Raw genomic sequence first — 25,195 nt, forward strand, 5'->3', positions numbered from 1 at the left:
CCTGCAGACTGTTCGGAAACCTCCCGGGTAGGGTTCGGGAATTCGATGGGGAAAAGGGGTAATGCTTTACACACTCGTTATGATGGTCTGCCTGACGGATGTACCGCGGACCTGCGAACAACGCGAAGAAATGGTAGACGGTCTGGCGATGAATCCCGGAACTGCCTTCATGCAGGCGCAGCCGCTGGTGGCGAGGTGGATCGAGACGCATCCCGGTTATTTCGTGCAGCGCTGGCGTGTGCTGCCTGGCAGGGAGTCATGAGACAGGCGGCCAAGGTCTATTTCTTCACGACGAGCGTTTCCGAGACAGTCTTCGACAACTGATAAAGCCGCTGCTCGATTATCGTCGGCACATCGCAGACATAAGTCAGCGACTGGACGCGTTCGTGGAAAATTCGCGTCGCGAAATTCAGCTGGTCGGTTCGCCGTTCGACATTGTCCGGATCTGCATCGGCCTTGGCGCGCAGCGCGTCGACTTCGGATGCTTCCTTGCGCAACTGCGCCGCCATTTCCAGCTGTTTGTGGGCATAGCGGGAGATGCCGGAGATCACGTGCGAACGCTCGGCGTCCATGTGATCGAACATTCCCTGCACCAGCATCGTCATTTTTGGTGCGACCTGCTCGGGCGGCAAGGAAGTCGCAAAATCCTTGATCTCCTTCTGGGCTTGCGCAATCGGCGTCCGCCGGGCCGCCACCGCATCGACAAGCGCCGACACGCCGGGATCCTTCGCCCAATCCTTCGCGGTCGCAGGAAGCTCCGGCCCATTCCAGATCTGGCCAAGCGAGAGCTGTGGCACCTTACGCTGTATGCAGGGCCAGTCGGGATCGGTGTTTGCCGCGCCGGCGCCCCCCATCGAGGCAAGCGTGGCGACTAGAACCAGAGTGTGAGCAAGCCTCATTCGCGCCATCAGGCGTTTCCTCCCGTGTCCTGTTTGCGGATCACCAAACCGCGCGAAGGGTCGTATGCGATGATGGCGCCGCCCAGAAACAGCAGCGTGCAGCCGGCGACGACGCCCAGCGACAGCCATTCGATCTGCCCGTAGAAGGCAAAACGGATCAGTTCGACGGCATAGGTGAACGGGTTGCAGAGGCAGATCTTGTAGAGCAGGGGGCTCGCCTCCTGGATGCGCCACAAGGGATACAGCGCCGGAGACGCGAAATAGCCGGGAAAGATGACGAAGTTCATGATGCCGGCGAAGTTTTCAAGCTGCTTGATCAGCGAAGACAAGAGCATGCCGAGCGCGCAAAGCATCATGCCCGACAGGAACAGTGCCGGCAGAACATAGAGATAGCCGAGTGGCGGCGCTTTGACGCCCCACAACCAGGCAACGATCAGGAACGCGTAGACCTGCACGATCGATACGGCCACACCGGCCAGCATCTTCGACACCAGCAGGAACCAGCGCGGAAACGGGCTGACCAGCAGAATGCGCATGTTGCCCATCTCGCGGTCGTAGACCATCGACAGTGAAGACTGCATGCCGGAAAACAGCAGGATCATGCCGCAAAGGCCCGGCGTGATATAGACCTCGTAGAGCACATAGGTCTTGTAGGGCGGGATGATCGACACGCCGAGCACCTGGCGAAAGCCGGCGGCGAAGATGAACAGCCAGACGAGCGGCCGGACCAGCGAGGAAATGAAGCGTTCGCGCTGGTGCAGGAAGCGCAGGCACTCGCGCAGGACGACGCCTTTCAGGCAAATGAGATAGTGGCGCAGGCCGAATGGCTCAGACCGCACCGGTATGATGCCTGCGACCTTTCCGGGCATCGCGGGAGCGCTCATGGTGACGTCTCCGCCATGCCCGCCGCATCGACGCGGCTGAGCTTCGAGAAGGTTTCGCGAATCGAATTTCCGCCGTTCGCACGGATCACATCCGATACCTTGCCGCTCGCGACCAGGTCACCCCGCCGCAGTATGACGACATGGTCGGCGTCTTCGACTTCGTCGATCAGATGCGTGGCCCAGAGCACGCCGATGCCCTCGGCCTGGACGAGCTTGCGGATGGTGGCGAGGATGCCCGCGCGAGACTCGATGTCGAGGCCGACGGTCGCCTCGTCAAGCAGGAGCAGGGAAGGTCGGTGAAGCAGCGCCCTGGCGATTTCGATACGCCGCATCTGGCCGCCGGAGAGGCTGCGTGCCTTGTCATGCTGGCGGCCCTGCATGTCGACCGTTTCAAGCAGCGCGGCAATGCGCTGGCGAGCTTCGCGTCCGCCAATGCCATGCAGCGAGGCGTGGTAGGAGAGATTCTGGTAGACGCTGAGGTCGAGGTCGAGCGTGCGTGCCTGGAACACGATGCCGACCCGTCTGAGCGCTTCGCCGGACGCGCGGCGAATGTCATGGCCGAAGATGCGGATCGATCCGTGACGCGTGTCGTAGAGGTGGCTTATCAGTGAGAACAGCGTTGTCTTGCCGGCCCCGTTGAGGCCGAGCAGAACGGTGAAAGTCGCCGGCGCGATCGAGAAGGAGACGTCGTTGAGCGCCCGCTTCTGGCCATAGGAATGGCTGACGGCACCGACATCGAGCGCCGCCACCTCGTCTCCCGGTCCGCTTGTCCTCATATGCTGCATGCCGGGTCGCTCCTTCAGGACGCGTTGGCTATATGGCGCCCTGATCGCCTTTGTCTCACTTGATCGTAATCTTGCCCTTCAGTCCCTTGTCGGCGAGGTCGGGAACCGACCAGCTATATTCGCCCGGGCGAACAGTATGGAACTGCACCTGGATCGTTCCCGCATCGTCGAATTCCAGCCAGGCTGGTCCGCCGTCCATATGCACTTCCAAATCGTTGATGACGATCTGGTCCATCCAGACATTGCGGAAGAGGTCGGTCACGAACTTGTATTCGAAACCGCCTTTGGAGGTGATCTTCCAGCGATACCCCTGGCCGGCGATCAGCTCGAAGTCCTTCTGATTGACGGCGTAAGTGGAATCGGCCGAACCGATAATCAATTCCGGCAGGTTCTTGCTGGCACGCGACGGTTTTGGCGTTGCATCGTCGGCGCTTGCTCCGATCGGAGCAAGGACAAATCCGGCGAGCGCGGCGAAGAAAAACCTGCGGAAAAGTTTCATGTCTTGAGCCTCCCGATGATCAATGTCTTCTATTTGGGCGAAATGACCACACCCCAGGGCTGCTGGCCCACGGTGAGCGATTGGACCGGCTCGTCGGTGGCCGTGTCGATGAAGGTAATATCGTTGGAATTGCCATTCGTGGTGATCAGCGTTTTCTGGTCGGGCGTGAAGGCCAGATGCCAGACGCGCTGGCCGACGAGGATGTATTTCTCCACCTCGTAGGTGTCGGTATTGATCACCGCGACATGGTTCGCCGGGCCGAGCGCGACATAGGTTTTCTTGCCATCGGCGCTGATGGCGATGCCTACCGGCTGGATGGTTTCGGCCCGCAGTCCCTGAATCGCGAACTGGATCTTCTTCACCACTTCGCGTTTGGCGTTGTCGATGACGCTGACGGTGCCGCCGACCTCGGCGCTGACCCAGACCTGCGAGCCGTCGGGCTTGAATTCGGCGAAGCGCGGGCGCGTGTCGACCAGCACATTGTCGGTCACCTCATGCGTGCCGGTGTCGATGAAATGCGCCATGCTGGTGGTTTCCGAGGTATTGACCATGGTCTTGCCATCGGGGCTGACACCCATGCCTTCCGGTTCCACGCCGACTGGAATCTCGGCCAGGACCTGCTTGCTTTCGACGTCTATGGCGGTGACGAGATTATCGTCCTCATTGGCGACATAAAGCGTCTTGCCGTCCGGCGAGAGCACGAACAATTCGGGATCGGGGCCGGATGGCAGCGTGCCGACGATTTCAAGCGTCGCGGTATCGATGATCTGGACCGTATCGTCATCGCTGGCGCATAGATAGACGAATTTGCCGTCATGCGAGATGGTGATGCCGCGTGGCCTCTGGCCCACTTCGACGGTCTTCACCACCTGCATCGTCGCCGTGTCGACGACGGTCATCGTGTTGTCCTTCTCATTGGAAACGTAGGCCGTATAGGCCGATGCCGGACTGGCCGTCAGGCCGGCCGCGAGAATGGCGAATGCGCAAGCTCGTTTCTGCACGCAAATTCCTCCCGATTGACTCTACTTGAGAGCGCATTTCGTTTCCGGCTGATCGACACCGAGCGTGTCGAGTTCGGAGACCTGGTGAAGATAGCCCTCTTGTGGCGATGTCGAGACGACCGACTTGGTGTCGCCAAGCAAGATCGGCTGGCGAAGCTGGAGATTCCATTTGCGGAAGGTCAGCTTCTGCCCCTTGAAAGCAGCAACCGAAAAATCGTCAGAGCGCATGTAGTCGCTGATCTTTTTCGCATCGTCGCCCTTGGTGCGCGTGGTGGCCTCGCCGACGGCACGCACCGCCGTCCAGGCCGACATGTCCTTGGAGAGCATCCGCCGGCTCGTCGTCTTCAGGAAGCGGCTCTGCATCTGGATGCCGCCCCATTGTTCGCTGGCGGGATGCCACGACGATGCAACCAGACCGGCCGTGCCGGCGACCAGCCGCGGCGTCCAGGTGCGGTAGGGCACGTAGGTGCCGAAAACCTCGCTTTCGTCGGCGACAAGCACCACGTCATGCTCCGGCAGGTCTTGCGTGAACACGGAAATCTGCTGCTGTATCTGCGTGGCGCCGGTGTCGGTGCGCCTGGCTGTGCCGGTATCCTTGAATTCCTTCTCGGCGACGATCTGGCCGCCGAAGCGGGTTGCCGCGCGGCGCAACGCATCGGCGTAGAGATGATCCTGCTCATGCGATCCATAGAGCAGCACCCAATTCGGCCACTTCTTCACCATGAGATACTGCGCCAGCCCATCGGCCAGCATGCTACGCGTCGGCGCGATATGGAAAACGTTGATGCGGCAGTCCTCCTCGCGAAGGCTGTCGTCGGTGGCGCCGACGTTGAAGATCAGCACGCCTTTGTCGCGGGCGATGTCGGCGATCGACAGCAATTGTTTGGCTGAAAGATCGGCGACCACATAGCGGTCGCCCTTGGCGATCATGCCTTCGAATGCCTGAAACGCGTCGCCGTCGGGCTTGATCTCGGTCACGTCGAGGCTGAACTTCTGGTTGGTGAACTTTCCAGTCGTATTGTTGTCGCCGATCGCCACCTCGGCGCCGGCGACACCTTCGTCACGTGGCGGCAGGTCGAGCATGGAAAGCGTCAATTGCGGTGCGTAGGCCCGCAAATAGCCTATCTTGATTTCAGCTGTCTTTTTTTCCGGCTTCGCCACCGTTTCCTGGCCTGTCGCGTCGGAAACGTTGACGGTCAGGGAAAAAAAGCACAAAAAGGCAGCGAGAGTGCCTGGCACCGCGCTCGTCATCGATAGTAATTACCCATTCTTGCGCAAAGGTTCGACGGTTGCCGGACCCGCGCCAAGTCAAGGTGCCCATGATCAACTTAGCCGACCCGCAAAATTTATCAAACCCTATAGGACGACTTTTCGCGCCTGCCAGAACGGTGCGGAAGGTCGCCAGCGTCGATTCGCATGGCAACACCGGCGAGGCGTGGCGCAGGGGGATCGGCTTCCTCTATAAAAACGTCTTGTCCTCCAAACTGGAGAAACTGTTCAAATGACCAGAATGCTGGCAAGCGTCACCGGCATTGAAGAGGCGGAGATCGCTCTTTCTGGAGGTGTCGATATCGTCGACCTGAAGGACCCGAAGGCGGGAGCCCTGGGCGCGGTGTCCATGGAAACCATGCTCCGAACGATCTCGTTCATCGCGGGTCGGGCTCCGGTCAGCGCTGTCTGCGGCGACCTGCCGATGGAACCCGAAACGATCCGCATCAAGGCCGAAGAGATCGCGGCGACCGGCGTCGACTATGTGAAGATCGGATTTTTTCCATCGGCAAATATATCTGCCTGCGCACAGGCGCTCGAACCGCTCGCCGCACGAACGAAGCTGATTGCCGTGCTGTTTGCCGATCTGGCGCCGGACTTCGAGCTTCTGCCGATGTTCGCCAGGCATCGCTTCCACGGCGTGATGGTCGATACCGCGCAAAAGGGGAAGGGCCGGCTACTCGATCATCTGCCGCCGGAGCGTATTCCGGGATTCGTCGATCGAGCGAAATCGCTCGGTCTGATGGTCGGCCTGAGCGGATCGCTGGAAGCTCCGGATATTCCGCGCCTATTGCCTTTCGCTCCCGATTTTCTCGGCTTTCGGGGGGCGCTGTGTGGCCATTCCGGTCGCACCAGTTCGATCAGCGCCGAGGCGGTCTCGCAGATTCGCGAGTTGATCCCGGCGCAATCCGGGACCGGTGGTCAATCGAGTATCGACTATCGCCTGTTGGCGGCGAGAGGCTATTCGCCGGACACCGATCCGGCACTGGGCACGGACAGGATTTTTGTGCGGGATTTTGTTCTGCCGGTCCAGATCGGTGCCTACAGCTTCGAGCATGGCCATACTCAAAAAGTGCGCTTTGATGTGACCGCCGACGTGCTGCAAATCACCGACCATCCCGAGGACATGCGCCATGTGTTCTCCTACGACATCATCATGGACGGCATTCGCACCATCGTCGCGCGGGGCCATGTCCAGCTCAGCGAGGCTTTGGCCGAGCAGGTGGCAGCGCACGTTCTGGAGAACCAGCGTGTCGTGCGCGTCACGGTAAGGGTGGAAAAGCTCGAGCTCGGGCCTGGCGGCGTCGGCGTCGAGATCGAACGCAAGCGCCAATCGGCGGGACGCGGTGCTGCCTCCGGCACTGCTGGCCGAAAAGACCGAAGCGTTGTTTTCCGGCCGCGCCAGGAACGCCCCGAAATGCTCCGACGGGCCATCGTCAAGCTTGGCGGCAGCACGGCCCATGCGGCGGAGATGAAGAGCTGGATCGCAGCGCTGGCGGGTTCCAGGCTGCCGATCGTCATCGTGCCCGGCGGCGGCCTCTTTGCCGATCATGTGCGCGAGACGCAGACCCGCATGGATTTTTCCGACACCGCCGCTCATGCCATGGCGATCCTTGCCATGGAGCAGTTCGGCCATGTCATCCTCGACCGGGACGAAAGGCTAACGCCTGCGCGGTCGCTGGACGAGATCGGGCGGGCATTGGAGGCGGGGAAGGTTCCGGTGTGGCTGCCGTCGTCGCTGGCACTGGCGGCGCTGGATGTTCCGGCCTCCTGGGACATTACCTCCGATTCTCTGGCCGCCTGGCTTGCCGGCAAGCTTGGCGCAAACGCGCTGTTGCTTATCAAGCAGACCGGTGCATTCTTCGACAATGATACTGCTGATAGCCTGAGGGCCCGAGGCATTGTCGACCCGGGCTTTGCCGCCATGCTGCCCGACGGCATTGATTTCCATCTCGCCGGTCCGAAGGATGCTGCCGGGGCCGGCGCGATGCTCGCGTTGGGCAAGCTGCCCGGCATCCGGATCGTGGCTTCAACAGGGTCGTCGGCAAAGAAGGCGGGATAGCCGATGGTGAAGCTGCATGTGCCGCGCTGGGCGTGGGTTTTGACGGGTTCCGGGCATTTTTTTACGGAGAGCTTCGCACTTGTTCGCCAACTCGAACATTGCGATGTCTTTGTGTCGAAGGCCGCCAACGAAGTGCTGCGCATGTACAAGCTTAAACTTGATTTCCCGGAGACGACGCGCGTGCTGCACGACAAGACCGCAAGCGCGATCCCGGTCGGCGAATTCTACCACGGTGTCTATCACACGGTCGTGGTGGCGCCGGCCACGTCCAACACGGTCGCCAAATGCGTGCATGGCATTTCCGACACGCTCGCCACCAATGTCTTTGCCCAAGCGGGAAAGTGCCGTGTGCCAGCCATCGTCTTTGCTTGCGACACCGCGCCGGAACTCGAAACCCAGGCACCGCACGGGCTGGTCAAGGTCTATCCACGCAGGATCGACTTGGAAAATACCGAGCAGTTGAAGAGTTTCGAGCGGACCCAGGTGGTCGAGTCGCTCGCTGATCTCGAAGCCTCGCTCACACGGCGCCAGGCCGAACTCGCAAGCGATGGCTGAGCGGCTGGTTTTTCTTACCGGCCATCTGGCCAAGGCGCGGCTGGAACGGCTGCTGGCCGGGCTGGGCAGAACCGAATTCGCGTGGGAAATCGTCGACGTTGGCGTCAAGGTCGCCGCGTTGATGAGCGAGGACATTGTGAAGCGTCGGCTCACTCTGACAGGAGACGTCGACCGCGTTATCCTGCCCGGACGCTATCGGGGAAACGTCGAGCACCTGTCGGAGCATTTCGGCGTGCCCTTTGTGCGCGGCCCCGACGAGATCGCTGACCTTCCAGCCTTCCTTGGCCGGGCGGGCAAACCGCCGGATCTCACGCGTCACGATATGCGCATCTTCGCCGAGATCGTCGATGCGCCGATGCTGTCGGTCGAGGCGCTGATGGCGAGGGCCTCGATGCTGGCTGCGGCCGGCGCCGATGTCATCGATCTGGGCTGCCTGCCGGAGACGCCGTTTCCGTTGCTGGCGGAGGCTGTGCGAGCGCTCAAGGCACGGGGATTCATGGTCAGCGTCGATTCGGCCAGCGTGGACGAACTGGCGATCGGGGCACGCGCCGGCGCGGACTATCTTCTCAGCCTCGATGAGAACACGCTGCCGTTGATCTTCGATCACAGGACTACGGCGGTGTTGATACCGTCCATCCCCGGCGATCTGGATTCGCTCGGCCGGGCCATCGAAGCCGCGCAAAAGGCCGGCGTCGCCTTCATTGCCGATCCCGTGCTCGACCCTATCCATTTCGGCTTCGCCGTTTCACTCGGGCGCTTCATCGAGGCGCGGCGCCGCTGGCCTGACGTCGAATTGCTGATGGGCACCGGCAATCTCACCGAGTTGACCGATGCGGACAGTTCCGGCGTTACGGCCGTTCTAACGGGACTCTGCTCGGAACTCCGGATCCGAAACGTGCTGGCGGTGCATGTCAGCCCACACACGGTGCGCACGATCGAGGAGCACGATATCGCCCGCCGCGTCATGTTGGCTGCTTGCACGGACGGCGCGTTGCCGCGCGGCTATCACCCAGGGCTGTTGCAGATCCACGATCGCAAGCCTTTCACAGCCTCCACCGACGATATCGAGGCATTGGCGGCCCAGGTGCGCGACGCCAACTTCCGCATCGCGGTAGCGGAGGACGGCATCCATGTTTTCAATAGCAAAGGGCATGCGGTTGCCACGGATGCGTTCGAACTTTTTGCCCGGCTGGACGTCAACGCCGACGGCGCACACGCTTTTTACCTCGGCGCGGAACTGATGAAAGCGGAGATCGCGTGGCGCCTCGGCAAGCGTTATGTGCAGGACGAGCCGCTCGCATGGGGCGTTGCCGTGCCGGCTCCCGAAACCGACCGTACCCGTCTTGCCGAGCCGGGCAAGACGCTCCGCGCAAGGAAAGAGCGCTAGGACCATGCCCTACATTCGCGAATCGATCATCACGACGGTCAACAAGGCAGGCAACGTCCACATCGCGCCGATCGGCATCATTGCCGAGAATGACGGCTGGGTGATTGCACCTTTCCGGCCGTCGGTCACGCTCGACAATCTCGCCGAAGTGCCGTTCGCCATCGCCAATTATACCGACGACGTGCGTGTCTTTGCCGGCTGCCTGACAGGCCGCAAGCATTGGCCAACCGTTCCGGTTGACGGGTTTCCGGTGCCGCGGCTCGAGGCGGCGCTGGCGTATTCGGGCCTCGAGGTCCAGGCGGTCGATGACAATGGCGTGCGCCCCCGCCATTTCTGCCGCGTGGTGCGGGAGGAAACGCTTGCGCCGTTCACCGGCCTCAATCGAGCCAAGGCGGCGGTGCTTGAGCTGGCCATCCTGGTCAGCCGGCTCGGCATGCTGCCGCGCGACAAGATCGAGGGGGAAGTCGCCTACCTTTCGATTGCCATCGAAAAGACAGCAGGCGACGGTGAAAGGGAAGCCTGGGGCTGGCTGATGCAGCGTGTCAGCGATCACTTGACCGCCAAAGGTTCGGGTAGCGAGGACCCGCGAGCATAGGCGCGAGCGCCGCAACCTGCTTACGAAGGATATCCCGCCAAAAGCGCTACCGCGGACGCGGGTGCCGCGCTGCTCGCTTGCCCGCGAACGGTGTCATCGGCGGGGATGATGTCGGCGAAATCGACGTAACTGCGTTCCATGCGTTCGGCCAGTCGCCTAATCTGCCAGCGACCGCTTCCGGCGCCGACGATCGGGACATCCCGAGGCAGGGTTCCGGCAACCAGAGACGCTGCATCGTGCACCTTACGCAGTTGCTGCTCGCTGAACCAGCGCGCGACCTCGCCCCATTCCGGCGGGGTCAGGTCGGTGGCGTCGCGCCCCACCATGCGCGCCAGCCGCTCGATCGAGCCGTCCACGGTCTTTTCCTTGCCGTCGGCGGGAGGGTGCCTGTCGTCGTCCTCGTCGAGTACGCCCAGGATGCGGTGCGCGTCGGCGATAGAGGCGAAATACTCGTTCATCAGCGGCGTTAGCCTGCCATGGACGGGAGCCGACGAGGCTACGCCGAACAGGAATGTCCTGGTAAAGCCGGTATAGACCAATTCGCCGGTTAGAAGCCGTCCGGCATCGGTGTAGCCGTCATTGGCCACGGCGCCGTTCTTGATGGCAATAATATCGGTGGTGGTGGAGCCCATGTCGACGAACAGGGCATCGCCGGCGAGTTTTGCCACCAACAAGGCTGTCGCGTGCCAATTGGCGGAAGCCACATCGGCGGTCAGCTGCGCTGCCCGCTCGACTCCGACGAAACCGGATGGTCCGGCATAGACCAGCTTTTTGTCTGTGGGGAAATGGGTGGAAATCAGAGCCAGCAGAGCCGCCACGCCGGCATCGCGGGACGGAAAGATGTCCGACAGTTCGCCCGTCATGGTGAATGCGTTGAGATCCGCACCCGCGTAGATCGGAGCCGTTTCGTCGAGGGCTGAAGCCAGCTTGTGCAGGCCTTGCCAGAGCGGCGTTGCGATCGTTACCGCCTCGACGATGCGACCGTCTTGTGCGCGGGTCACCTTCAGATGCGCGCCGCCAATGTCGAAACCGGCAATGATGCCCTTTCTTTTTTCCACGCTTCAAGCTTTCATGACGGGGGCAATTGGTCGGTGAAAAAAGCGTTGCGTATCATTCCGGTTCTCGACCTGAAAGACGGCGTGGTGGTTCGCGCCCAGCAGGGAAAACGCGATCGCTACAGGCCGATCGTTACGCCGCTCAGCCGAAGCCCTGATGTGGTTGCGGTCGCTGAAGGACTGCGTGGGCTTTATCCTTTTTCCACTTTCTACATCGCAGATCTGGACGCTATCGAAGGCGGAGCGCCAAACAGCGACGCACTCGCCCGGCTGAGGACGATGGCGGAGCCGCCGGAACTTTGGGTCGATGCCGGCGTGGCCGACGAGAAGACACTTTTGGCGGCGCTTGCCGAACGCTCGCTGTCTCCTGTTCTGGGCACTGAATCGCAGCGGGACGACATATTGCTGCGGCGTTTTCATGATCATCCCGATCTCATCCTGTCCCTTGATTTCGTCGGCGATAGTTTTTGCGGACCGCGTTCTCTTCTCGATGAGCCCGAGCTTTGGCCGCAAAAGGTGATTGTCATGACGCTGGCCAAGGTCGGTGCGGCCGCCGGTCCCGACTTCGGGCGGTTGCAGGAGGTCAAGGCCAAGGCCGGAAATCGCGCCGTCATCGCGGCCGGCGGCGTCCGAGATGAGACCGACATCAGCGCCTTGTCCGCAATGGGCGTCGCCGCGGCGCTGGTCGCAACCTCATTGCACAACGCTACGCTCACGCCGGGCCGCCTCGCATCACTCGGCGCCTGATCATCGTTGCTCGTCGACTCCCGAAGGACGTGCGCCCTTCGGGAGCGTCGTTTCAAAAGCCCAGAACTTTTTTCAGCCGGCGCAACAGACCATCCGTCTCAGAAGAGGGTTTTTCCTGTGCGGGGCTGTCTCTTGTCTAGGCTGCGAACGGATGCTTGACCTTGTCGCGCTGGGCCGTTGCTTCGGCGGCGGTCGGGGTTCCTGCAACGGCGCGCTGGATGGCTTCCTTTGTCGCCTCGTAATTGTATTTCTGGATCTTGGCGTCGTCCGCCGCGTCCCAATGGATGAATACCCCGACGCAGATGAACACGTCGTCTGCTTCGTTGGCCGGAATGGTCCCGTCCGCAACGCTGTCCTGCACGGCCTTTGCCACGGCGTGCTGCGCCGGGCCGAACATCTGAACCGCCTGTTTGGCACCCTTGATCGTGACCTTGTTGAACATCACGGTGTTGGGTTTGCATTGAAGATTGGGCGCGATCACCGCCAAAAGCGAAGTAAAGCCGTCCTTGTTGTTGGTAAGCGCGTTGCAAAATGCCGTTTCGACCGCGCTCCCCCGCGGGCCGATGAGCAGGTCGACATGCGCGACTTCGTTGCCGTCTCCCACCAGCGATTCACCGACCATAACCTTTGATATTTTTGCCATGCCAATTTCCTCCAAGACACAATTATGATGTCCACGGACGCTGCAACCGAGCAGGCGCTCGATGGACAGCTATCCTTGTTGGCAGCGTCCGGATTTGCCCGGACCGGTTGGCTAGATAGCCGCGGAAGCACAGCTTCCGCTTTTGGAAGTCAAGCACCAACGCCGCGATTATGCAAGGTGAGGGCGAGGGTGTGGACTAAAAGAGTAGCCACGGTGAGGTCGGCCGAGGTGCCGGGGTTGATGTTGTCGGCCTTCAGCCGGCGGTCGAACTCCATGAGCAGACGAATGCGCGACGGTTCGTCGCCCTCGGCATGGAGCGCCGCCTGAACGGCAACGGCTTCCTGCCGCGCCTGATTTGCGACGTGAACGCCGTGCTTGCGCATCACATGGCTGTCGGGGAAGTCGGCGAGAAACGCCATGTAGACGAACACCGTCGGCCACATGCCGTCTTCTTCACGTGCCAACGCTCCATCCAGCGCGGCGAGCCCGACCCCGAACACGTCGCCGAAACAGTTGCTGTACTGGCGAGCGATCATGTCGCGGTCGGCAGCCTCCCTCATCGCGTCCAGCAAATGGACCTTCGGCTCCTGCCGCACATCGTTGGCGGCTTCTCCGAGGCCGCCTGGCGCGGCCGTGACGATCGCCTCGAATACCGCCTTGGTATCCTGCACGCTCAAAGCCCGAAGCAGCGAATCGAGATTGTCGCGCAGTCTGTCACCGCCCATTTCGGCAGCGCATATCAGAGGCCCTGCCAGAAGGATGATTCCGAGATTGGTATTGGTTGCGACCGCCAGTCGTGTCGCGCGCACCGCCTCCAGCATCCGCTGCCCGACCGGCAGACGAGGATCGGTCAGCGGCCCGGAGGAAACCTCCGCACTTGTCATGAACTGGGCGGCGGACATGCCGTGTCCGTCGGCGAACAGATGGACGTTGCCCGGCTTTAGGGCTTCGATCTCCATCCTGCAGGCATTCTTATAGCTGGCCCGGAGGCGTTCACGCGAAAGCGCCAACTTGCCCGCCCTCACGAATTCGCAGGCGCGGCAAAACGGTAGGGCCGCGGTGCGGCGGCCGCCTCGGCGCGGTCGGCCAGAAGTTTCAGCAAGGCATCGGCGATTGCTTCGGCGATGTTCACGGCGACCACCGACTGCAATCCCGACCATGCGGGCATGCTGTTCACTTCGAGTATGAACAGATTGCCGTCGTCAGCCCGCACGATGTCCACGCCGGCAAAATCCGCGCCGACCGCGGCTGACGCAGCGACGGCCAGCGATGCCAGTTCCGCCTTGCCATGTTCGGAAACCTGTTCCGGCACGCCACCCCGGTTGACGTTCGTGATCCAGTCGTCGCTGATGCGGCTCATCATCGCCACGGTCTCTCCGGCGCAGACAAACACGCGGAAATCCCGGAAAGGCGGACCGGCACGCGACACATATTGCTGAAGGTAGTAGACGCTGTTCACCTCTTCTGCGGCCGGCAGGTCCGAGAGCGTGCGGATCAGCTTTATGCCGCGGCCTTGCGCCCCGAACAATGGTTTCAGCACCAGCGGGCCCCGCGGAAGCTCTTGCGCCGCGACCTCCTCGGCGACGGCAAGTCCTTCTACGGCAAAGGTGCGTGGCGTAGGCAGGCCGGCATTTTTCAGGAGGAATGTCGTCATCGACTTGTCGACGCAGCGCTCGATCGCCTGCGCGGAATTCCATACGGGAACCGACAGTCTGCTTAACGCGTGCAGCACCCCGAGGCGCCGGGTAACCGCTTCGAACGATCCGGCGGCGATCGAACGGACGAGCACGGCGTCGGGCCGCGTGCCGCCGAAGCCGGGGATCGCAAGTCCGCTCGGGCTGCTGGTATCGAATGCGATCGCCGCCAGCGGCACGGCTGTAACGGCGGCGCCCCCCCGACCAAGTCCTGCCGCCAGGCCGTTGGAGCCGGTGTCCACTTTGTCGCTGACGATCAGGATGCGAGGGAGCATGTGGCCTCTCGGGTGCGGGAATGTCGGCGGCGCGAGCGATTCCACGCCCTCATGGCCGCGTCCGCGGCAGGGCTGCACGGAAGGCAGTCGCCGGGCGGGCGAATGACAGACGAATCCCTTTGCACCGCCATGCCCTAGCCGAGACTCCGTTCGAGCATCTTCAGATCACGCCGACCGGCGCGAAACGTATCGCCGGTTTCGATCGCTGTCACGATCACTTCAGCCGGGCTGAACAGCAGCGGGTCGATGGCATAGAAATCGCCCTTGAACCGCGTGAAGATCTCGGCGAAGGGTTGGCCGTAGTCCCGTGAGGCGCTGCTGGGAAGTTTTTCCGCGAGTTTGCCAGCCTCCTTCGCCGATCCTTTGACGAAGAGCTGGACGCTGCCGCCATAGATGATGGCATCGTTGGTTCGGCCCATAGCGGTCAGGAAATCCGGATGGGGGGCGGGGATCGGCGCCGTTCCGATGCCGTCGACAACGTTCTCCAGCGGGAATTTGAGATCGTTGATTTTGTGCAGGGCAACCTCGAGCGCGCGCGCCACGATCTGCACGCCGCCGGCGAGGCTTTGTGTCGGCGCATAGAGGAAGGTGAGCTTTTCCGTCGCCAGTCCAGTTGCCTTGCTCACTTTCTCAACGGTCGCGCGGGGAGGCGGTTCGGCCGTCTCAAGGATAAGCACCGCGGACGATGCGATGTCGCGATAGGAAAGTGTCTCGAACAGCGGTTCGACCCGGGCGAGGGCCCGCGCCGGCCCAGATCCCATCGCGAAATAGTCCTGGCCAGACAGGTTCCAGCCCGCATACTGGCTGCCCAGGCAGGCCAGCACCGGCTGCGAAGATCGCGCTTCGACGGTGAACGGCCATTGCTGTGACGCGCGATCCATGAACACCGAAACGCTGCCGAGACCGCCCATCGCAGCCTCAGCCATGCGCATCCCGGCCTCGACGCTGCCGACGGTCTTGGCGCCGGCATCGATCAGGCGCTCGCCCAATGGTCCCCTGGAAACGACGATACGCAGGCGTTCGGCGTCGCCGATCATGCCGTCAACGATGCGCTGTGCATTGTCGTTCAGGAATGCCGAACCGTCTTTCATGTCCGGTCTCCTTCCCATTGGAGTTGCAATTGGCTGGCTTGTCCCTTGATGAGCCGCTTGGTCGATTGGGCGCTCGGACCGCGCGCGAAGACCGTGCAGACAGGGTCGCCGGCAATCAGACGGGTGCCAGCCGACTGTTGGTCCGCTGTCCATTCAGGCCAGGCAATCGACGGAAAGTGAGTGATTGGCGTCGCGGCGTAGGTCACCATCGACGCCATCGAATCGACGAAGCGCGGCAAGCGGAAGACCTGACCCGTCGCGGCGCGCAGATGCGCTTCGATCAATGGCGCGTCAACATCGTCGAAAATGTCGAGGGTGGCGCCCGGCCTCGGATTGATCTCGATGAACGTGTAGCCATCTGGTCCGCGGATCAGATCGGCGCTGCACAATCCAAGCAGGCCGGCGCGCCGCGTCAGACTTGAGAGCCAGCCGCCGATGACCGCCGCCTGTCTGCGATCGAAGCGTCTCAACCGTACGGCGCCGCCGTAGCGATAGGGCGCTGTGGGGGCGGGAGACGTCCATTGGTGGCTGAAACCCACGAGGTGCGCGGTTTGACCATTGCCGACGAACAGGGCCGAGATGCTGCGACCGGCAGCGAAGCGCTGGAAGTAGCGGCCGGCGGTCGGGCTTTCTCCGGCTGCTCGTCTGACGTGTCCGCCGCCGGCGCCGCCCGCGGTCTTGACCACCCAGTTCTCCGGGTCAGGCGGCTGGTCCCATCGCAGTTGCGGATGCGGGATGCCGAGTTCGGCGCAATCATCGGCCAGCAACTGCGGATCCTTGATCCTGCGGATCGCGGCGCCGCCATTGCCGGCGAGCCGAAAGTGTCGCGCGATTTTGTCCACGGTCTCAGGCATCCGCTCAAACCCTGAGCCCAGGACTATGGCGGCCGGCAGGTCGTCGCCAGCCAATCGCCGAAGCGTGTCGATGATGCGCTCGCCGTCGATGCCTCCTTGCAGGTCGCCTGGCAGCATTGTCGCGCGTTCTGCGAGCGCGACGGTGTCCGTATCGCAAAAGAAATCGGCGACCAGCGGACGATAGCCGGCGCGACGCGCGGCGGCGGCCAGCGCCCGGCCTGAAATTGCCGCGATCAAAAGAGATCCGGCGTTACTTGGCAATCTCGCGTGCAAGGGAAAACGCTTCCTGAAAACCGAGCGTGATCGTCTTTTCGGATTCGATCATTCTTTTGAAGAGACCGAATTCGACCTTATATTTGACATTGCCGATGGCAAGCGGACCAATGCCGACAGCTTTTGCCGCATCGAGTGGATCACCATTGGCATTGACGGCCAATCCTTCGATGCCGGCCGGGGGAACGGCATTGACGTCGGCCGCAATAAGCAGGTCATTGCCTTTCAATTGGGCTTTGGAGACCACCTGGACGCCAGCTTTGGCGCAAGCCAGGATAATTTCGTTGGCTTCGACCAGCTTTGTCTTGCGGGCGTCGCTCGATCCGTCAGCCGCATCGACGGTGAGGTGGAACCTGCTTTCGATCTCGGCCGCGATCTGCTTGACCCGTTCGATGCCGTCATGGCCGACAAGTGTGACCCGGGCACCTTCCCCTGCCGCGATGACGGCGGTGCAGAAGCCGACGACTCCGGTGGCGCCGAAAACAGCCACCCTCGTATCCCTGAGCGCACGCTGGAATTTCTTCTCCAGCGCCTTTTCGACCTTGGCCACCATCGCCGCGGCTGTGGTGAACGAGCCGGCTGGATCGGCAAATACCGAAACCTGGAAAGGCGGCACCATCGCCTTCTTCGCGGCGTCGAACATGTCGAGCGCCAACGAGGCATCCTTCCCGGCGATGAAGATGCCGGTGTCGACACCCGCATCCGGCGGGCGTGAAAAGATCGCGTCCTGGACCAGTCCTGTCACTTCGGCCAGGCCCACATCGACATAGGGGACGACGGCGTCGAAACCTGCGTCGAGCGCCATGTTCACGTCGAAGGGGCTCATCTGCTTCAACGGTGTCAGCATGTGCAGGATGTGTTTGCGGGCCATTTCTTGCCTTTCTGCCTGAAACTGAAGCGTCAGCTGCCGACGAGATCCAGCCTGGTTGAACTGATCTTCGCGCCGGAGTTCCTGCCCTTGACGATCTTGACCTCAAGGCCGCCCTCAACTGTCGTCTTCCGAACCGCGTCGACGAACTTGAGTGCGGCGTCCTGCGATGGCGCGAAGGCAAAGCCTGTCGGCCCCCAGGAACTCTGGCCGATGCCGACGGCGCCTGCTTCATTGAGACAGTGGGCCACCATCTCGACCCGCTTCGAGGTGAACACGCCGCCCTGGGCCGGGGCGAAATGGCTGCCGATCAGCATCTGTATCGCGGTGACGGCGGCGCCGAATGCCGGAAGGTCCCGCTCGACCAAAGCCGGCATTATGCCCATCAGCACCCTCCGGCAGATCTCCCCACTGCCTGCCGTTGGGAATGGCGGCAGCGAGCGAAACGCCGCAACCTCGGCTGCTCCATGCAGTCCATGCCCGGAATGGTCGAGGATGAGGAGGACGCGCCACTCTTCCGGAAACGGCAGCCGCGCGACGACCGGAGGCGTTCCGCCGCGGTCGTTCTTGCCGGCGTCGACTATGACGCCGCCGTCTTCGAAACTTGCGATGCCGATGCCGGATCGGCCGCCCCGCTCGAGCAGGTTAGCGTCGCCGGCGATGTCCAGAGGCAGATTGTGGAGCGTGCGCAACGCCGAGGCGACGGCAAGGGCGATCTGTGTGCCGGAGCCCAGACCCGCATGACTGGGGATCGACTGCTCTACCACCAGATGGTGCTGGCCGCGAATGCCGAGATGCTTGCAGAGCGTCGATAGATGCTCGCTGGCGCGGGTGCTCTCGGAGCCTTCGACGATGGTCTCGCTGGACCGCGACAGGGTGACGACGGTTTCGGGTTCGCTCAATGGAAGCCCGACGCTGCCGAACCGCCGTCCAGCATCGCCATTGAGATCAAGGAAGCCAAGGTGCAGGCGAGCGGGCACTCGTATGGTAACAGAATTCGACATCTGCCCCCCGATGGGTGCATCATGGATGCATCATGGAAGTTTAGGTGCCCGGTACCATGATAACTGTTTTCGTCGATGGGGCAAGCCAAAGAGAACGCATACGTGTTTGCCGGCTCCGGCGTGTGACAGACCGAGCAATTCGCGGAGGTCGAGATGAACGAGACAGTCAAGGAAAAGGTCTATTCGGAAGCCGAGATCGCCGACCGGCTTGAGAAGGAGCTGCCGAAATGGCGTTATGAAAACGGCTGGATCCGGCGCAAATACAAGACCCACAGCTGGAAATCGACGCTCATGGTCATCAACACGGTTGGTCATCTCGCCGAGGCGGCGTGGCACCATCCTGATATCACCGCCTCCTATGCCTGGGTCGAGGTGCGCCTGACGAATCACGCGGCGAAAGGCATTACCGACAAGGATTTCGAGTTGGCGAAAAAGATCGAGGACGTTGTCCAGTGGCAGCCGGCCAAGGAAGGCGGGGCATTGGAGGGCACTCCACTGACCGATCAACGCTTCGCTTACGTCAAATATGACTAAGCAGGGTCGGAATTTGTTGACGCGTATGAAAACATTCGCTGATCCGCTGCAGGGTGGGGTTCACGGCCAATCCAGTTTCGTCTAGGATCGAGCCGGCACCAGAAAGTAGTTTAGCGAATGGCGGTTGCTTGGATCGGCAACCGGGAAGCGCTGATTGAGCACGCGGCTGCGCATGCCGCGTCGCTATTGTCGTCAAGTCGGTGCCCGGTTTTCAGCTTTGATACGGATATAGATGGCACGAGGGCGGCGATCGCGCTGGCTGAGCGGGCTGGCGCGGCATACGACCATGCCGATGGTGCGGCACTTGCCCGAGAGACCGCGCTTTTTACCGACAAGGGGGCAATGACCGTCGCCCCCGGAGAGACGCGCCGGCGTGCCGATGTCGTGGTGATCGTGGGCGAGCTCCCGCGGATCCATCATGGTCTTGTCGGCGAACTTGCCGGGACGGTTCCCGACCTCTCGACCGGCAACCAGCGCGCGTTCTTCGTGGTAGGCCCAAACGGGATGTCTGTGCCGCCGCTGAACGGCGGACGCAAGGCAACGCAACTTTCCTGTGGCCAAGCTAGCCTCACCGCCACGCTGGCGGCACTGAGGGCACAGTACAAAGGGCGGCGTACATCGCAACCGGTGTCGAATTTCAATGATTTTGCCAAAGCTCTGGCGGCCGCGCATTTTCCCGTGTTCCTGTTTTCAGGCCACGCCGCCGAAGGCTTGGCATTGGAGATGCTGCAAGGACTGATCGCCGATCTCAATCGCAAATCGCGCGCATCCGGCCTTTATCTGCCGGCGAGCGAAAACGGGTGGGGAAGCGCGCTCGCCTCGGCCTGGATGACAGGTTTTCCGCTGCGCACCGGCTTTGCGCGCGGCCTCCCTGAATTCGATCCCTGGCGCTGCGATGTGGAGCGCATGATCGCTGCCGGCGAAGCTGACCTGCACCTGCGGATCTCCGCCGCAACGGCCCAACTACAGAAAAAAAGGGCACGCATGGCGCTGATTGTGCTGACGAAAACGGAAAAGCCGGTTGCCGGCGCCGCAGTCACCATGGCCATCGGCGAGGCTGGGGTCGATCACGATGCGGTTGTCTACTCCAGCCGCACGGGCTCGCTCAGGTCGATCGATGCGCAAGCGGCCTCGCAATTGCCCTCCGCCGCGACGATCATCCGCCTGATCGCTACCCACGCCTTCGCCGAGCCACTGCCATGCTGACGAAAATCGCCGGCGGCGACATCATCGATCCCGTCAACGGCCGTCTCGGCAAAGGCGACCTCTGGATCAAGGACGACAAGATCGTTCCGGCGCCGGCGGGAGGGGCGGCCGACCGGACCATCGAAGCCAGCGGCTGCATCGTGATGGCTGGCGCCATCGACATCCACTCCCACATCGGTGGCGGCAATGTGAACACCGCGCGGCTGCTCTTGCCCGAACAGCATGCCGCCCATCAGCTGCGGCCAGCAATGACGCCGCTCTCCAATGCCGGCTGGTCGACGTTCCAGACCGGCTGCCTCTACGCAAAAATGGGCTTTACAACGGTCGTCGAGCCGGCGATGTCGCCGGGAGCGGCGCTGCACACGCATCTCGAACTGGCTGACATCCCGATTATCGACAAAGCGACCCTTGCCATTCTCGGCAACGACGATTTCCTGTTGTCGATGATCCGCGACGACGCCCCCCGGACGATGATCGAGGACTATGTCGCCTGGACGGTCGCTTCGACGCGAGCGCTTGGGGTCAAGGTGATCAACGCCGGTGCGGCGGCCGCCTTCAAGGAGAACGTCCGCACCTTCTCGCTGGATGATGTCGTGCCTTCCTATGGCGTCAGTTCGCGCAAGATCGTCAAGACGCTGCAGGCCGCCGTCGACAGTCTTGGCTTGCCGCATCCCTTGCATGTCCATTGCAACAATCTGGGCAGCCCCGGATCGGCGGATACGGCGGCTGCGACGATTGCAGCGGCGGATGGACTGCCGCTGCATCTCGCCCACCTCCAGTTCTATGGCTATGGCACGGAAGGAAAACGCGGGTTTTCCTCTGCCGCCGCACGGCTTGCCGAACTGGTCAACGCGACGCCGGAAGTCACCATCGATATCGGCCAGGTGATGTTCGGCCAGACGGTCACGGTCTCCTCCGACGTCATGCGGCAGTTTTCGGCGCGTGGCAGCGCACACCCGAAAAAGACCGTCATTCATGACGGTGACGGCAATGGCGGCGGCATCGTGCCTTACAGCTATGGCAAGGACTTCTACGGCACGATGCAGTGGGCGATCGGGCTCGAGCTTTTTCTCCTGATCGACGATCCTTGGCGTGTGTTCTTCACCACCGATCATCCCAACGGTGCACCTTTTACCGCCTATCCGGCGCTGTTCGAACTGCTGATGAGCCGGGAAGCGCGCACCGAAATGGCCGCCGGACTTTCCCTATCCGCCCTGGCGCTCTCTACCCTGGCCGCAATCGACCGCGAATACACGTTCGAGGAAATCGCCATCATGACGCGCGCGGCGCCAGCCAAGCTGCTCGGCTTGACGGATCGAGGCCATCTCGGCGCCGGCGCAACAGCCGACGTCGCTGTCTATCGCAGGGACCGCAGTATCGCCAAAATGCTCGGAGAGGCGGCGTATGTTTTCAAGGATGGCGATCTCGTCGTGCAAGACGGGGAAATCATCCATTACCGCTGGGGCAAGGCATTGAGGCTCAAGCCGCCTGTCGACAAGGCAATGGTGCGACGGCTCGAGGACTATCACCAGCAGCGCTACGGCCTGTCGCTGGACTGGTTCAATTTCCCGGATTCCGCGATTGCGCGCGAACAGCCATTCGGCGAGGTGCCATGCCGAACATGAGCATCAATGGCGTAACGATCGACGATACCTTCGCGGAAGCCTTCGGCATGCGCGCAACCGCCATCGTCATCACCGCGCCGAGCCGGAAATGGGCTCGCCAGGCGGCGATCACGATGACCGGCTTCGCCACCTCGGTGATCGGTTGCGGCTGCGAAGCGGCAATCGATCTCGACCTGCCGCCATCGGCTACACCGGATGGCCGGCCGGGCTGCCGCGTCATGATTTTCGCGATGGGAACGGACGAATTGCAGAAACAACTGCTCAATCGTGTCGGCCAGTGCGTTTTGACCTCGCCGGGTTCCGCCTGCTTTGCCGGGCTGCAGGGCAGCGCCGAGCTCAAGCTCGGTTCGGCACTGCGTTATTTCGGCGACGGCTGGCAAATCTCCAAGAAGATCGGCGACAGGCATTTCTGGCGTATTCCCGTCATGGATGGCGAGTTCCTGTGCGAAGCAACGACTGGACTGACGAAGGAAGCTGTCGGTGGCGGCAATTTCTTTGTCATGGCGCAAAGCAGCGCCAACGCTTTGGCCGCTGCCGAGGCCGCGGTCAATGCGATCGGCATGGTGCCTGGCGCCATCGTGCCGTTTCCGGGCGGCATTGCCCGTTCGGGTTCCAAGATTGGTGGCAAATACAAAGGCATGATCGCCTCGGCCAACGAAGCCTACGCGCCGACGTTGCGCGGCGTCGTCGCGAGTGAACTCGGTCCCGACATCAACGCCGTCCTGGAAATCGTCATCGATGGTGAGACCAATGATGCCGTTGCCGCCGCGATGAAGGCCGGCATCAAGGCTGTGATAGAGCTCGGACCGAAAAAAGGCGCGGTTCGGATCAGCGCCGGCAATTACGGCGGCAAGCTCGGGAAATTCATCTACTCGCTGAAGGATATGCTGCCATGAAGGCGCTGACCTTCACCCTGGTTGCCGAGCCGCCGGAGCGCCTTGACCTGTCGCCGCTGACGCCGGAGCGGCTGGCCGGGATCGAAAGGCGCGACGTCGAAAGAATCCAGATCGGCATGACGAAGCACGGCTCGAAGGTGGGCGACATTTTTCGCGTCGCCGGCAGCGATCCGACAAACATCGTGTTCGAAGGCGGAAGCACGCGCCTCGACCTTGTGGCGCAAGGCATGCGGGGTGGGTCGGTTCGCCTCGTTGGCAATGCCGGCGCCCAGGCCGGGCGCGCCATGCGCGGTGGCAAGCTCACGATCGAAGGCAATGCGGGTCCACACGCCGGCTCCGGCATGCGCGGCGGCAGGCTTGAGATAACGGGCAATGCCGGCGACCACCTCGGTGCGCCGCTCGTCGGGGAACTGGCCGGCATGAACGGCGGGGTGTTGATCGTCAGGGGCAAGGCGGGCGCCTTCGCCGCGGACCGCATGCGGCGCGGCCTGGTCGCGGTGCTGAAAGGCTCCGGCGACCATGCCGGCAGCCGCATGATCGCCGGCACCCTGGTGGTGGCCGGTGGCACCGGTGAGATGCCCGGTTATCTGATGCGTCGCGGTTCAATCCTTCTCGATCGCACGCCGGCACGCATGTCGCCGAGCTTCGTCGAATGCGGCGCGCCCGAGAGCGTTTTCGCCGCCATCATCGATCGTTATCTGATCGCCGAGGGCATTTTGAAACGGCCGCTTCTGGGGAGCGCACCGCGCAAATATGGCGGGGATAACGCAGTGCTCGGAATGGGCGAGGTTCTTTTTCCGCGCTGAGATCCGTCGACACAGGAACCATAGGATGGCAGGACGCAAGTGCTTGCCGCTGGGGTAGTGGTGGGGCCGACCGTCATTCGACCTGCAACGTGGAGAACACATGAAAATCATCTCTCAAGCGAAAGCCCATGGCGGCGTGCAGGGCGTCTATTCCCATTTGTCGACGAGTTGCCGTTGCGACATGACTTTTGCCGTTTTCATACCTCCGCAGGCGCGGGAGGCGCCTTGTCCCGTTGTGTGGTATCTCTCAGGCCTGACGTGTACCCACGCCAATGTAATGGACAAGGGCGAGTACAGGCGCATGGCCGCCGAGCTCGGCCTGATCGTCGTTTGTCCCGACACCAGCCCGCGCGGGGCCGACATTCCGGATGAAAAAGACAACTGGCAGTTCGGCTCCGGCGCCGGCTTCTATCTCGATGCGACGCAAGAGCCTTATGCGAAGAACTATCGTATGTATTCCTATGTCGCCGAGGAGTTGCCGGCCCTCATCGCGGCTGAATTTCCAGCCGATATGGCGCGCCAGGCAATCTTTGGCCATTCGATGGGCGGGCATGGCGCGCTGACGATTGCCTTGAAGAATCCGCAACGTTTCAAGAGCTGCTCGGCGTTCGCCCCGATCGCCCAGCCAAGCACCGCCGGCTGGTCGAAACCGGCCTTTGAGAAGTATCTCGGCAAGGATGAGGCCTCGTGGCGAAGCTGCGACGCGACGTCGCTCATCGACGACGGATACCGTTTCCCCGAATTTTTGGTGGATCAGGGAACGTCGGATGGATTTCTTGACGACGGGCTGAGGCCTTGGCTGCTTGAGGCGGCCTGCGCCAAAGCAGGTATTCCGCTAAAGCTGCGGATGCAGGATGGATACGATCACTCGTATCTTTTCATCTCCAGCTTCATGGACGACCATCTGAGATGGCATGCTGAGAGGCTTTGATCTGGGCAGGCCGAAGGCATGGCCAGATGCAAACAAGTTATTGCGACGCCTTACACCGAGAGCGCCGCGCTTGCCGCCGTCAAACGCTACACATCCCTGGATTGCGAAAATACTGAAAGCACTGGCCAGCCCCGATGAGGTTCCCGACCCACCCTGCGGCTGCTGGGGCGAAATGCCTGATGGCATCCAGTATTTCGAAGTACCCTTGGGCGAGGGTCGGAAGCTGCTGTTCGTCCGCATCGGCCAGGACGAGCTGTTGTTTGACAAGCAGACGCTAAGGGTGTTGCCGGCGAGTTAGACGCCCGGACCAGAGCCTGATCCGGATCGAGTGGAGGCCTGCCTCTATGCCTCTACGTATTCCGCGAGGCTGACACCCTTGGGCACATCCAGCCCGTCGGCTCGCAAACCTTCGATGTGAAAGCGTATTGCATCGCGAATCTCGGTTTCCACCTCTGGCACAGTGGCACCTGTCGCGATGCAGCCGGGTAGGTCCGGCACATAGGCAGAAAAATTATTTCCTGCTTTTTCAATCACCACCGCGTAACGCATGTCATCACTCCTTCAAACCTGACTGCTTGAGGATGCTGTTCAGTGTTCCTGGCGCAACCTCTTCAGACGGCTTGCCAGCCACGGTGACGCGGCCGGCTTTGACTTCATGCTTATATTGGCGATGGCTGCCCTTGGTTGCAACCAGATACCAGCCATCGGCCTCCAGCAGGCGAATGATCTCGCGAACTGTAAGCCGAGGTGGCACTAG

The 25,195-nt window shown here is 62.0% G+C and carries 28 protein-coding genes; 12 read left to right on the plus strand and 16 right to left on the minus strand.

Annotated elements, in window-relative coordinates; genetic code table 11:
* Positions 1-61 precede the first annotated feature (61 nt).
* Positions 62-262, plus strand: coding sequence for a hypothetical protein (locus tag AC0L2D_RS14765; protein ID WP_032900686.1), 201 nt, complete (start codon positions 62-64; stop codon positions 260-262).
* A gap of 16 nt (positions 263-278) precedes the next feature.
* Here the strand turns inward: AC0L2D_RS14765 and AC0L2D_RS14770 are convergent, their stop codons facing one another.
* From AC0L2D_RS14770 to AC0L2D_RS14795, 6 genes are read right to left on the minus strand one after another with little or no spacing between them, the layout of a single operon-like run.
* Positions 279-908, minus strand: a complete 630-nt coding sequence (locus AC0L2D_RS14770) for a hypothetical protein (protein ID WP_473541407.1) — start codon at positions 906-908, stop codon at positions 279-281.
* The gene (locus tag AC0L2D_RS14775) at positions 908-1,768 is read right to left on the minus strand and encodes an ABC transporter permease (protein ID WP_473541448.1); all 861 of its coding nucleotides are present in this window, start codon (positions 1,766-1,768) and stop codon (positions 908-910) included. The genes AC0L2D_RS14770 and AC0L2D_RS14775 overlap by 1 nt, the downstream gene beginning before the upstream one ends.
* A gap of 11 nt (positions 1,769-1,779) precedes the next feature.
* A complete protein-coding gene (locus AC0L2D_RS14780) occupies positions 1,780-2,568 on the minus strand; it encodes an ATP-binding cassette domain-containing protein (protein ID WP_473541408.1) in 789 nt (262 codons plus the stop codon).
* Positions 2,569-2,623: 55 nt separating this feature from the next.
* A complete protein-coding gene (locus AC0L2D_RS14785) occupies positions 2,624-3,067 on the minus strand; it encodes a hypothetical protein (protein ID WP_473541409.1) in 444 nt (147 codons plus the stop codon).
* Between the two features lie 29 nt (positions 3,068-3,096).
* On the minus strand, positions 3,097-4,068 hold the full coding sequence (locus tag AC0L2D_RS14790; RefSeq protein WP_473541410.1) for a YVTN family beta-propeller repeat protein: 972 nt from the start codon (positions 4,066-4,068) through the stop codon (positions 3,097-3,099).
* Positions 4,069-4,089: 21 nt separating this feature from the next.
* Complete coding sequence (locus tag AC0L2D_RS14795; protein ID WP_473541411.1) at positions 4,090-5,319, minus strand: ABC transporter substrate-binding protein; 1,230 nt, start codon at positions 5,317-5,319, stop codon at positions 4,090-4,092.
* A gap of 250 nt (positions 5,320-5,569) precedes the next feature.
* On the opposite strand from AC0L2D_RS14795, the gene AC0L2D_RS14800 reads away from it, so the two are divergent.
* The 4 genes from AC0L2D_RS14800 to AC0L2D_RS14815 are packed head-to-tail and all read left to right on the plus strand — an operon-like array spanning position 5,570 to position 9,936.
* Positions 5,570-7,399, plus strand: coding sequence for a (5-formylfuran-3-yl)methyl phosphate synthase (locus tag AC0L2D_RS14800; RefSeq protein WP_473541412.1), 1,830 nt, complete (start codon positions 5,570-5,572; stop codon positions 7,397-7,399).
* Between the two features lie 3 nt (positions 7,400-7,402).
* Positions 7,403-7,954: a flavoprotein gene (locus AC0L2D_RS14805; RefSeq protein WP_023810415.1), complete on the plus strand. Its 552-nt coding sequence runs from the start codon at positions 7,403-7,405 to the stop codon at positions 7,952-7,954.
* Positions 7,947-9,341, plus strand: a complete 1,395-nt coding sequence (locus AC0L2D_RS14810) for a DUF6513 domain-containing protein (protein WP_473541413.1) — start codon at positions 7,947-7,949, stop codon at positions 9,339-9,341. The genes AC0L2D_RS14805 and AC0L2D_RS14810 overlap by 8 nt, the downstream gene beginning before the upstream one ends.
* 4 nt (positions 9,342-9,345) lie before the next feature.
* The gene (locus AC0L2D_RS14815; RefSeq protein ID WP_473541414.1) at positions 9,346-9,936 is read left to right on the plus strand and encodes a DUF447 domain-containing protein; all 591 of its coding nucleotides are present in this window, start codon (positions 9,346-9,348) and stop codon (positions 9,934-9,936) included.
* A gap of 20 nt (positions 9,937-9,956) precedes the next feature.
* Here AC0L2D_RS14815 and AC0L2D_RS14820 read toward each other — a convergent pair whose 3' ends face one another.
* Positions 9,957-10,994, minus strand: a complete 1,038-nt coding sequence (locus AC0L2D_RS14820) for a hydantoinase/oxoprolinase family protein (protein WP_473541415.1) — start codon at positions 10,992-10,994, stop codon at positions 9,957-9,959.
* On the opposite strand from AC0L2D_RS14820, the gene AC0L2D_RS14825 reads away from it, so the two are divergent.
* On the plus strand, positions 10,944-11,738 hold the full coding sequence (locus AC0L2D_RS14825) for a HisA/HisF-related TIM barrel protein (RefSeq protein WP_473541416.1): 795 nt from the start codon (positions 10,944-10,946) through the stop codon (positions 11,736-11,738). The two genes, AC0L2D_RS14820 and AC0L2D_RS14825, sit on opposite strands and share 51 nt — an antisense overlap.
* A gap of 136 nt (positions 11,739-11,874) precedes the next feature.
* On the opposite strand, the gene fae is transcribed toward AC0L2D_RS14825, so the two are convergent.
* The 7 genes from fae to AC0L2D_RS14860 form a co-directional block, all read right to left on the minus strand.
* Positions 11,875-12,381 carry a formaldehyde-activating enzyme gene (gene fae, locus AC0L2D_RS14830; RefSeq protein WP_013532036.1) on the minus strand — a complete coding sequence of 169 codons (507 nt, stop codon included), beginning with the start codon at positions 12,379-12,381 and terminating at the stop codon, positions 11,875-11,877.
* 149 nt (positions 12,382-12,530) lie between these two features.
* Positions 12,531-13,406, minus strand: a complete 876-nt coding sequence (locus tag AC0L2D_RS14835) for a triphosphoribosyl-dephospho-CoA synthase (RefSeq protein WP_338101298.1) — start codon at positions 13,404-13,406, stop codon at positions 12,531-12,533.
* Positions 13,403-14,350: an ATP-grasp domain-containing protein gene (locus tag AC0L2D_RS14840; RefSeq protein WP_473541449.1), complete on the minus strand. Its 948-nt coding sequence runs from the start codon at positions 14,348-14,350 to the stop codon at positions 13,403-13,405. Before AC0L2D_RS14840 ends, AC0L2D_RS14835 begins: the two co-directional genes overlap by 4 nt.
* Positions 14,351-14,484: 134 nt before the next feature.
* On the minus strand, positions 14,485-15,441 hold the full coding sequence (mch, locus tag AC0L2D_RS14845; protein WP_473541417.1) for a methenyltetrahydromethanopterin cyclohydrolase: 957 nt from the start codon (positions 15,439-15,441) through the stop codon (positions 14,485-14,487).
* On the minus strand, positions 15,438-16,349 hold the full coding sequence (locus AC0L2D_RS14850) for an ATP-grasp domain-containing protein (protein ID WP_473541418.1): 912 nt from the start codon (positions 16,347-16,349) through the stop codon (positions 15,438-15,440). The genes mch and AC0L2D_RS14850 overlap by 4 nt, the downstream gene beginning before the upstream one ends.
* A 196-nt stretch (positions 16,350-16,545) precedes the next feature.
* Entirely contained in the window at positions 16,546-17,439 is an 894-nt protein-coding gene (locus tag AC0L2D_RS14855) for an NAD(P)-dependent methylenetetrahydromethanopterin dehydrogenase (RefSeq protein ID WP_013532031.1), read from the minus strand.
* Positions 17,440-17,468: 29 nt separating this feature from the next.
* Entirely contained in the window at positions 17,469-18,440 is a 972-nt protein-coding gene (locus AC0L2D_RS14860; protein WP_024504393.1) for a beta-ribofuranosylaminobenzene 5'-phosphate synthase family protein, read from the minus strand.
* A 153-nt stretch (positions 18,441-18,593) separates the two neighbouring features.
* On the opposite strand from AC0L2D_RS14860, the gene AC0L2D_RS14865 reads away from it, so the two are divergent.
* The 6 genes from AC0L2D_RS14865 (at position 18,594) to fghA (ending at position 24,438) form a co-directional block, all read left to right on the plus strand.
* Positions 18,594-18,974 carry a 4a-hydroxytetrahydrobiopterin dehydratase gene (locus AC0L2D_RS14865; RefSeq protein ID WP_013532029.1) on the plus strand — a complete coding sequence of 127 codons (381 nt, stop codon included), beginning with the start codon at positions 18,594-18,596 and terminating at the stop codon, positions 18,972-18,974.
* A gap of 117 nt (positions 18,975-19,091) precedes the next feature.
* On the plus strand, positions 19,092-20,180 hold the full coding sequence (locus AC0L2D_RS14870; RefSeq protein ID WP_063172012.1) for a molybdopterin-binding domain-containing protein: 1,089 nt from the start codon (positions 19,092-19,094) through the stop codon (positions 20,178-20,180).
* A complete protein-coding gene (locus tag AC0L2D_RS14875; protein ID WP_063172013.1) occupies positions 20,174-21,805 on the plus strand; it encodes a formylmethanofuran dehydrogenase subunit A in 1,632 nt (543 codons plus the stop codon). Before AC0L2D_RS14870 ends, AC0L2D_RS14875 begins: the two co-directional genes overlap by 7 nt.
* A complete protein-coding gene (gene fhcD, locus AC0L2D_RS14880; protein WP_224619534.1) occupies positions 21,793-22,701 on the plus strand; it encodes a formylmethanofuran--tetrahydromethanopterin N-formyltransferase in 909 nt (302 codons plus the stop codon). Before AC0L2D_RS14875 ends, fhcD begins: the two co-directional genes overlap by 13 nt.
* Positions 22,698-23,507, plus strand: coding sequence for a formylmethanofuran dehydrogenase subunit C (locus tag AC0L2D_RS14885; protein ID WP_473541419.1), 810 nt, complete (start codon positions 22,698-22,700; stop codon positions 23,505-23,507). Before fhcD ends, AC0L2D_RS14885 begins: the two co-directional genes overlap by 4 nt.
* 100 nt (positions 23,508-23,607) lie before the next feature.
* Positions 23,608-24,438, plus strand: a complete 831-nt coding sequence (gene fghA / locus AC0L2D_RS14890; RefSeq protein ID WP_473541420.1) for an S-formylglutathione hydrolase — start codon at positions 23,608-23,610, stop codon at positions 24,436-24,438.
* Between the two features lie 342 nt (positions 24,439-24,780).
* Here the strand turns inward: fghA and AC0L2D_RS14895 are convergent, their stop codons facing one another.
* The gene (locus AC0L2D_RS14895) at positions 24,781-24,987 is read right to left on the minus strand and encodes a type II toxin-antitoxin system HicB family antitoxin (protein WP_024504399.1); all 207 of its coding nucleotides are present in this window, start codon (positions 24,985-24,987) and stop codon (positions 24,781-24,783) included.
* Positions 24,988-24,991: 4 nt separating this feature from the next.
* Positions 24,992-25,192 carry a type II toxin-antitoxin system HicA family toxin gene (locus tag AC0L2D_RS14900; protein WP_013532021.1) on the minus strand — a complete coding sequence of 67 codons (201 nt, stop codon included), beginning with the start codon at positions 25,190-25,192 and terminating at the stop codon, positions 24,992-24,994.
* Positions 25,193-25,195 lie beyond the last annotated feature (3 nt).

This window comes from Mesorhizobium sp. WSM4833 (assembly GCF_055811095.1).

Bases quoted from the DNA above. Each gene is read 5' to 3' on its own strand.
- AC0L2D_RS14765 (WP_032900686.1), top strand. From the start codon at position 62: ATGCTTTACACACTCGTTATGATGGTCTGCCTGACGGATGTACCGCGG.
- AC0L2D_RS14770 (WP_473541407.1), bottom strand. From the start codon at position 908: ATGGCGCGAATGAGGCTTGCTCACACTCTGGTTCTAGTCGCCACGCTT.
- AC0L2D_RS14775 (WP_473541448.1), bottom strand. From the start codon at position 1,768: ATGCCCGGAAAGGTCGCAGGCATCATACCGGTGCGGTCTGAGCCATTC.
- AC0L2D_RS14780 (WP_473541408.1), bottom strand. From the start codon at position 2,568: ATGCAGCATATGAGGACAAGCGGACCGGGAGACGAGGTGGCGGCGCTC.
- AC0L2D_RS14785 (WP_473541409.1), bottom strand. From the start codon at position 3,067: ATGAAACTTTTCCGCAGGTTTTTCTTCGCCGCGCTCGCCGGATTTGTC.
- AC0L2D_RS14795 (WP_473541411.1), bottom strand. From the start codon at position 5,319: ATGACGAGCGCGGTGCCAGGCACTCTCGCTGCCTTTTTGTGCTTTTTT.
- AC0L2D_RS14800 (WP_473541412.1), top strand. From the start codon at position 5,570: ATGACCAGAATGCTGGCAAGCGTCACCGGCATTGAAGAGGCGGAGATC.
- AC0L2D_RS14805 (WP_023810415.1), top strand. From the start codon at position 7,403: ATGGTGAAGCTGCATGTGCCGCGCTGGGCGTGGGTTTTGACGGGTTCC.
- AC0L2D_RS14810 (WP_473541413.1), top strand. From the start codon at position 7,947: ATGGCTGAGCGGCTGGTTTTTCTTACCGGCCATCTGGCCAAGGCGCGG.
- AC0L2D_RS14815 (WP_473541414.1), top strand. From the start codon at position 9,346: ATGCCCTACATTCGCGAATCGATCATCACGACGGTCAACAAGGCAGGC.
- AC0L2D_RS14825 (WP_473541416.1), top strand. From the start codon at position 10,944: ATGCGCGCCGCCAATGTCGAAACCGGCAATGATGCCCTTTCTTTTTTC.
- fae (WP_013532036.1), bottom strand. From the start codon at position 12,381: ATGGCAAAAATATCAAAGGTTATGGTCGGTGAATCGCTGGTGGGAGAC.
- AC0L2D_RS14840 (WP_473541449.1), bottom strand. From the start codon at position 14,350: ATGCTCCCTCGCATCCTGATCGTCAGCGACAAAGTGGACACCGGCTCC.
- mch (WP_473541417.1), bottom strand. From the start codon at position 15,441: ATGAAAGACGGTTCGGCATTCCTGAACGACAATGCACAGCGCATCGTT.
- AC0L2D_RS14855 (WP_013532031.1), bottom strand. From the start codon at position 17,439: ATGGCCCGCAAACACATCCTGCACATGCTGACACCGTTGAAGCAGATG.
- AC0L2D_RS14860 (WP_024504393.1), bottom strand. From the start codon at position 18,440: ATGTCGAATTCTGTTACCATACGAGTGCCCGCTCGCCTGCACCTTGGC.
- AC0L2D_RS14865 (WP_013532029.1), top strand. From the start codon at position 18,594: ATGAACGAGACAGTCAAGGAAAAGGTCTATTCGGAAGCCGAGATCGCC.
- AC0L2D_RS14870 (WP_063172012.1), top strand. From the start codon at position 19,092: ATGGCGGTTGCTTGGATCGGCAACCGGGAAGCGCTGATTGAGCACGCG.
- AC0L2D_RS14875 (WP_063172013.1), top strand. From the start codon at position 20,174: ATGCTGACGAAAATCGCCGGCGGCGACATCATCGATCCCGTCAACGGC.
- fhcD (WP_224619534.1), top strand. From the start codon at position 21,793: ATGCCGAACATGAGCATCAATGGCGTAACGATCGACGATACCTTCGCG.
- AC0L2D_RS14885 (WP_473541419.1), top strand. From the start codon at position 22,698: ATGAAGGCGCTGACCTTCACCCTGGTTGCCGAGCCGCCGGAGCGCCTT.
- fghA (WP_473541420.1), top strand. From the start codon at position 23,608: ATGAAAATCATCTCTCAAGCGAAAGCCCATGGCGGCGTGCAGGGCGTC.
- AC0L2D_RS14895 (WP_024504399.1), bottom strand. From the start codon at position 24,987: ATGCGTTACGCGGTGGTGATTGAAAAAGCAGGAAATAATTTTTCTGCC.